This window comes from Stenoxybacter acetivorans DSM 19021 (assembly GCF_000745895.1).
In the GTDB taxonomy this organism is placed as follows: Bacteria; Pseudomonadota; Gammaproteobacteria; order Burkholderiales; family Neisseriaceae; genus Stenoxybacter; species Stenoxybacter acetivorans.
The window spans coordinates 1-7,238 of the sequence record NZ_JQKE01000093.1; the positions used below are offsets into that span (position 1 = coordinate 1).

General features: G+C 39.9%; 7 protein-coding genes and 1 pseudogene. 7 read left to right on the forward strand and 1 reads right to left on the reverse strand.

The window, feature by feature from the left end; genetic code table 11:
• A pseudogene (locus Q384_RS13810) lies at positions 1-245 on the reverse strand (IS1595 family transposase); the annotation flags it as partial.
• Between the two features lie 91 nt (positions 246-336).
• Here Q384_RS13810 and Q384_RS13435 point away from each other — a divergent pair.
• The 7 genes from Q384_RS13435 to Q384_RS10330 form a co-directional block, all read left to right on the forward strand.
• Positions 337-525 (forward strand): hypothetical protein, encoded by a 189-nt coding sequence (locus Q384_RS13435; protein WP_156956543.1) that lies wholly within the window; start codon positions 337-339, stop codon positions 523-525.
• An 18-nt stretch (positions 526-543) separates the two neighbouring features.
• Entirely contained in the window at positions 544-3,672 is a 3,129-nt protein-coding gene (locus Q384_RS14410; protein WP_037587812.1) for a calcium-binding protein, read from the forward strand.
• An 11-nt stretch (positions 3,673-3,683) separates the two neighbouring features.
• A complete protein-coding gene (locus Q384_RS13440; RefSeq protein ID WP_156956544.1) occupies positions 3,684-3,845 on the forward strand; it encodes a hypothetical protein in 162 nt (53 codons plus the stop codon).
• Positions 3,846-3,876: 31 nt separating this feature from the next.
• The gene (locus Q384_RS10315; protein WP_037587814.1) at positions 3,877-4,392 is read left to right on the forward strand and encodes a hypothetical protein; all 516 of its coding nucleotides are present in this window, start codon (positions 3,877-3,879) and stop codon (positions 4,390-4,392) included.
• Positions 4,389-5,177 carry a hypothetical protein gene (locus Q384_RS10320; protein WP_037587816.1) on the forward strand — a complete coding sequence of 263 codons (789 nt, stop codon included), beginning with the start codon at positions 4,389-4,391 and terminating at the stop codon, positions 5,175-5,177. The genes Q384_RS10315 and Q384_RS10320 overlap by 4 nt, the downstream gene beginning before the upstream one ends.
• 88 nt (positions 5,178-5,265) lie before the next feature.
• Positions 5,266-5,778: a hypothetical protein gene (locus tag Q384_RS10325; protein WP_037587818.1), complete on the forward strand. Its 513-nt coding sequence runs from the start codon at positions 5,266-5,268 to the stop codon at positions 5,776-5,778.
• An 11-nt stretch (positions 5,779-5,789) separates the two neighbouring features.
• Positions 5,790-7,238, forward strand: a 1,449-nt coding sequence (locus tag Q384_RS10330) for an alpha/beta hydrolase family protein (RefSeq protein WP_037587821.1), incomplete at its 3' end; no start/stop codon positions are given.

The following is a 7,238-nucleotide window of genomic DNA, read 5'->3' on the forward strand; positions in this document are numbered from 1 at the left end:
ACCCGCTTGGCACCGAAGTAACTTTCATCGGCTTCCAATTCCCCGTTGAAAGGCGTATTTTGCAAACAATACGTGAAAATTCGCAACCTAATCTTTGTGTATATTCGATTGATTGACTGACGACTGATTCCGGTTAATTTTGCGGTTTGAGAGGCAGTTAAATCAAGCGAAAAACACTTGATAATTTGCCGCATTTTTGCATCAGAAAGTGACGAACTTTTTTGGTACTTGCAAACCATTGCCATGACTCCTTTTTAGACATTTTAATGCCTTGTTTGGTTGTCATGTCCCAAATATTTTATTGGTTGCCGCATTGGCGTGAGGGAACGTTGTACATTGGAGTTTCCTTGGAAACGGGAACCTAAAACGCTCAAGATAGAAATGTATTTTCAAACAAATCAATTAGATCATGCCGTTGCTATGGCTGATAAAGTATCTGCCAAGCTACATGAATTTGAAACAAAAGGCTTGCAATATCAACAAGCCAATCACATCGTTTCTCCTACTGCTTCTGAAGTTAATTAACCCTTGACAGGAAATATCATGTCCACAATTATCATATCTCAAGATACATTCAAAGATATTAAGGATAAATACGCTGCCGGACAAACCGCCGAAGCATGGCGAATTTTGGGTGAATGCGGTGATGCTTATGCGTTTTTGGCAGCCCGCATTGTTTCAGATGATACCGCCAGTATGCCGCCTTTGGCGAAAGCATTTTATGAAATGGTGCGCATTCAATGGGAAAACACCAGTGGCAATGGTGGAGACCGTATTTGGGGCGGCAAAATTTTTAAAGAAGTTGGGCAAAAGCATTTAGCCAACTATATTGAAGCACTGGAGAAATCTCGCAGCGATAATATTTATACTTTACCTGACACCGAACAAATCGAAGCCAGCTACAAAAAGGCATTACAGGATTCTTTATTGCCGCCGATTGTTGCCATTGATTCTTTGTTCAGTGTGATTGATTACCACATGGGTGCCGCCATTAATTTCAGCTGGGCACAGATTATGAATGATGCCAATTGGGTCATGGGCGGCCCCGCTTGGCAGGAAGACCGCATTAAGTTCAATTCTGATGTGTTTGTGCGGGATGAGGATCCTACTCAGATTGTCAGTATGGCTGATGCAATTATCACATTGGGGAGGACTGTTGTTGATTTTATTGATGATTTTGGCATGAGTGGTCTTGTATCAATGAGTAGCCTTTTTGCACCGTTGTATTGGGCAATTCAATTGGCAGACGGTAATCTGGATTTTAATACATTGGATTTTGCCCGCAGAAATGTGGTGCAGTTAGTATTTAGAGAAGTTGACAACAATTTAACGCCGCAAGAAATTGATTATTTATCAGCAATTATCAATAACAAAGACCGTGAAGCCGCTGATGTTTTGTTGGATAAATTGGCTAAAATACTCGGCATCTCCGCTCCGTCCAGCAATGCTTCAGCAGAGCAAATTTTTGATAATGCCGAAACCATTATCAATTGGCTTAAAGAAAACCCACAAACTTTAAGCATCAGATTGATTGATTCCACTACATCATTAGCACAATTCACCCAAGACAATGACAACGGTTTGGCTTATCGCTATGCTTTAAAAGAATTGAATTCGTTTGTGGTATTGGGCGCAGATTATAACCAAAACGGTGAACTGGATTTATACGATGCTGAAAACAGCACAGGGCAAATGACCCAAAATTGGCTGACAGACAGAAACACCCTTTTATCCATTAAAAATATTCTCAATAAATACGATTTGGATTATCAAAAAGTATTCAGCTTAAATTATAACGGCAGTTATTGGGGTGTGGGTGAAAGCGGCGATTTAAAAGACTTTCCTGAATTGCGCCAATTTAAAGGAAAGAATTTAAAAATCATTGATAAAGATGCTCAAATTTCAGTTGAATTCAATGGCAGCGGCGAACAACAAACCATTCAATTCGGCGGCTCAGGCACTGACACCTTAATCGGCGGTGCGGGATATGATCATTTATACGGCGGCGATGGCACAGATACGTTAGACGGCGGCGCAGGAGATGATTATTTAGAGGGCGGGATGGGATTTGACGGCTATTATATCAAAGGGCGCGATACCATTTTGGATATCGACGGCAAAGGGGTTATTTGGTTTGGCAGCAACGGCGGTGCATCAATGAGAACCCGTTCAGGCGGCAGCCAACAAAGCATCAGCCCATTGTTTGAGACTGTTGCGGGCAGCAATCGCTGGGAAAGTTTGAATGAAGAAGGCAAACCCGACGGTAAGTTTTTGGCTTTTAAAACAGGGCAAAATGATTTAACCATTTCGTATCTCCCAGACGGCAGTTCGGTTTTAATCAAAGATTATTTTCTGCAAGCCTCATCAAATGGAGACGGCTACAGCGGCGTACTCGGCATTGAATTGCAAACCCAAGAGCAAAGCAAAGACGGCTATAAAATTTACAACGGCGATCAAAAATCACCGTTAAACAGCGATGATCCTAACTACAGAGGTGACTATCCCGATAATTATGATTGGTCGAAAGTGCATTACGACACCGCTACCGGTGAACTGGTTGGCGGTATTTTTTCGTCCGGATTTGCCGATGTGATTCGCGGTTCGGCAGAAAAAGATTTGATGCAGGGTTTTGACGGCGATGATGCCATAGACGGCGGAGATGGCGACGATATTATTTACGGCAATGAAGGTGATGATTTATTGGTCGGCGGCAGCGGTGCAGATCAAATTTACGGCGGCGACGGCAACGATTTTATTTTCAGCAGTGCTTATTTAAGTATTGCACGGCGGCTCGGTGAAAAAGACCAATGGATAACGCCCCAAGATGCTAAAGAAATCATTAAAGCCGGTTCATTATGGGGTATTTATACCAGCAGTCTATCAATGGGCTGGGATGGTTTAGCCAGTGTTCAAACCAAGACCGATATTAGCGAAAGCGATATGATCGTTGGCGGCAACGGCAATGACAAGATTATCGGCGGTTGGGCAAACGATTATATTTTGGGTGATGATTTTGAAGAAGGTAATAAAGACGGCAACGATGAGATCACCGCATTGGCAGGCGATGATGTGATTTACGGCGGCGGCGGTGATGATTGGCTGGACAGCGATGGCACAACTTCAGCCGGTTATTTTCATACGATATCGGGCGAATATCACGGTAAAGATTATTTAGACGGCGGCAGCGGCGACGATAAAATCAGAGGCGGCGGCAATAACGATACGCTGTATGGCGGTGACGACGATGATTGGCTGGAAGGCGATGGTATGGAAAGTGTTATTGCGGTTCAGTATCACGGTAATGATTATTTAATCGGCGGCAGCGGCAATGATCGATTGTGGGGTGACTTTGCTATTGATGAAGGGTACGAAAAGGTTGCGGCTGCCGATGAATACGATGATGTTTTGGACGGCGAAGCGGGCGATGATGAATTATTCGGCGGTCAAGGCAATGATCAGCTGTATGGCGGCGTGGGCAACGATATTTTATTGGGCAATGATACTTTGTATGGCTATTACGGCGATGATGTGTTAAACGGCGGCGATGGTGATGAAGAAAGTGCTATTAAAACCCTGTATCACGGCAACAATTATCTGGGTAGAGGCAGCAGTGTGGCATGTTGTTTGGAAATTGTGAAAAAGCCTAATTTTACCGTTGCATACCAGAAGTAAAGGGGAGTAGTATGCCAAAAAATGTTAAGCAGCATCACGTTATCTATCTGTATCCTTGGGAGGATTGGGTAATGTATTCGATGGATCAAGATTTACTAGACAGGCTGCCTGAAAGCATGGAACTGGGGTTTCCGCGCTTTCAGGTAGCCTGTTTGTGTTTAAAAAAGAGATAAATTTTATGCACCTTAAAGAAAAGAGCTACTGATGAGTGCAATATTTTTAGTTTTATTTTTTTGTTTGTATTTTTGTTTTTTATTGCTAATACAAAAATTCTTATTCGGTTGGGCAGGAAAATGGCGATTTTTAATTTACCCATTTTTTTGGTATGGTATGTTTCATTTGCTGGTGATTGATGAAATTATCGGAGAAAAGCAATTTAAAAAATTATGCCAAGATCCAAATAATTACTACATAAATTGGGATAAGATAAGAGGAAAGGAGGTTTATGATGATACTATTAGTGATTATTTAATTGGGTACGCTATTCCAATTTACCATCAGTACACAACGCTCCATGATATGGAAACTAATGAAGAATACGGTTTTTATAATTTTTATAGTGCAAGTGGGGGGTGGTTTGCCAGACGTATCGGTTCTTCTTACAAGCCAGTATCTTTTGAAGGATATACCGAATGCCATGCAAATTATCCTCAAAAATTATATGAATTAAACCATGTTACTTCAACTCTTAGAACACTTAAACGGAAGGATTTAAAATGAATAACCTTAATAATGCGTATATCAACGCTTTGTTGGCTGATGCCGCCTATGTAGCAAATTTAACAACATTGAGCGGTGGAGCACTTGCGAAACAGTTAGCTAAACGCATGACCGAACCTGTCGCCAACTTCATTGCCAACAACTTTGAAGTCATTGACCAATTCGATGAATCTGAAACCGGAGATTATTCAGGTTTTGATGTTACTGTATGGCGTGGTAAATCGGGTACAGATTATGCAGGGAAAGTATATCTTTCATTCAGAGGTACAGAGCCTGGCTCTACGGCTGATTACAAAGCTGATGCTGATTTGGCAGTAAATATTGCTGCTCGTCATCAAATCATGGATATGATTAATTGGTATCTGCGTGCAATTACACCTATTGATCAGATGGCAAAACAATTTATTTGTGAACTGGAAAATGATGCCGGCAATAGTGTTACGTTTGATAAATCGGTTTCAGGTACAGGAACATTGCTTGATGTTGATGCTGTTCAAATCAATGGTCATAGTTTAGGTGGGCATTTGGCGGCTGCATTTGCAAGAATTTTCGGCGGCTCAGTGTCTATTGATGGGATTGATACCTACAACAGCGCAGGATTTTTGAAAGAAAGAAGCAAGCAGTTTTTTAAAGAATTAGAAGAAATATTGCAACTGGGCACGACTTCATTTAATCAAAGCCAAAATAATTGCTATACAGTTAATGGCATTAGCATAACCACCAATGATTGGTATCATAACCAAATTGGTGAAAGGCAGGAAATCTTTAATAAACAGGCTGCCTGAAAATATTGGCATTAAATTGAGTAGTTTCAGGCAGCTTGTTTGTACTTAAAAAAGAGATAAGTTTCTACACTCAAAAAAGGAGTAATCAATGGGTGGTTTTATATTGCTGGTTGTTTTCTGCTTGTATTGTTTATTTATCTATCAAGTACAAAATATACTGTTCAAAAAATTTAAAAATAAAATGGGTATTTGGAAAATACCTACTACTGTTTTATTTTGGATAGTGATGTTTTTGTTACCCGTAAGCGATGAAATTGTTGGTTATTGGCAATTTCGGAAACTATGCCAAGACCCGAATGCCCATCATATGAATTGGGAAAAAATAAAGGGAAAGGAAGTCTATTCAGATGATATTGGTAATCATCTGACTGGATTTGCTATTCCAATTTATAACAGGCGAATCAATTTTTATGATATGGAAACCAATGAGGAGTATGGTTTTTATAATTTTTATCGAGCCAAAGGAGGATTTCTTGTTAGGCACATTATATCAGGTTCACCACCAATAGTTTTTGGGCAAAACGCCGAGTGTTATGCAAATTATCCTCAATCGTTATATGAATTAAATCACGTTACTTCAACTCTTAGACTTAACAAATAAGGAGCTTTAAAATGAACAAAATTAACAATGCGTATATCAACGCCCTTTTGGCAGATGCCGCTTATGTAGAAAATTTGGCAGGCGGATCACTTGCTGGTGCGTTAAAAGAGCGCATGACCGAACCAGTCGCCAATTTTATCGCCAACAACTTCGAGGTTATCACCCAACAAGAAACAGGCGATATTGTTGGTTCAGGCTTTGATGCCACAGTTTGGCGTGGTAAATTGGGTACACTTTATTCAGGGGAAGTTTATATTTCATTCCAAGGATCACTGGGATTTGCGGATTTCGCCGATGATGATGATTTAGCCTTAAAATGGGCAGCAACCGAGCAAATCACCGATATGATTAATTGGTGGAAGCGTATAACCACACCTAAAGGTGAAATGGTTCAGCAATTCAAACTTGTACCTATTGCTGGTGAAGTGATACCTATTTTATACCAAACTGACGATGCCGAAGGCACTGGTGAATTAGTCGGCGTAACCAGTGTTCACGTAAACGGGCATAGTTTAGGCGGACATTTAGCCAGTGTATTTGTAAGATTTTTTGGTGGTATGGTAAATATTGAAGATGTTTATACATATAACAGTGCAGGATTTAATATTATTAGTGAGCTATTTTTTAAACAACTTGATTTCTTGCTGCAAACAGGTGGCAGTGAATTTTATGAAGGGCAGAATAACTATTTTGCTGAAAATGGCATTAGCATAACCACCAATGATTGGTGGTTTAACCAAATCGGCATACGTCAAGAAATATTTAATGAAGAAAGCAGCATTTTAATTTATCAAAACCATTCTATTTATAAACTTGTCGATACCTTGGCACTTGGCAATTTATTGGGAAAATTAGACAAAAATTTAACGTTAAAAACATTAAATGATTTATTAAGCCAAGCCAGCAATGAAACTGAATCTTCTTTAGAAAAAGCCTTAGACCAGTTCCGTCAATTGATTTTAAATAAAACCAATGATACTTTGGTTGGTGATGATAATGAAGAAGCTCCTTCTCGTGTGAATTATCACGAAAACCTTGCAGAATTGGAAGAAAGTAAGATATTCCAAGCTCTGACAAAGCACGATAACCTTCAAATTCAGGCAACCACCGCCGCATTAGCCGTTCAAGACAATGAGATAGGCATAGCGCATCGCTATGCTTTAGCCAAACTCAATGCCTATGCACTTATTGGCGTGGATTATTCTCAGCACAATAATGGTGAACTGGATTTATATGATGCCAAAAATAACATAGGGCAAATGACCCAAAATTGGCTGACAGACAGAAACACCCTTTTATCCATTAAAAATATTCTTAATAAATACGATTTTGATTATCAAAAAGTATTCAGCTTGGATTATAACGGCAGTTATTGGGGTGTGGGTGAAAGCGGTGATTTAAAAGACTTCCCCGAATTGCGCCAATTTAAAGGAAAGAATTTAAAAATCATTGATAAAGAT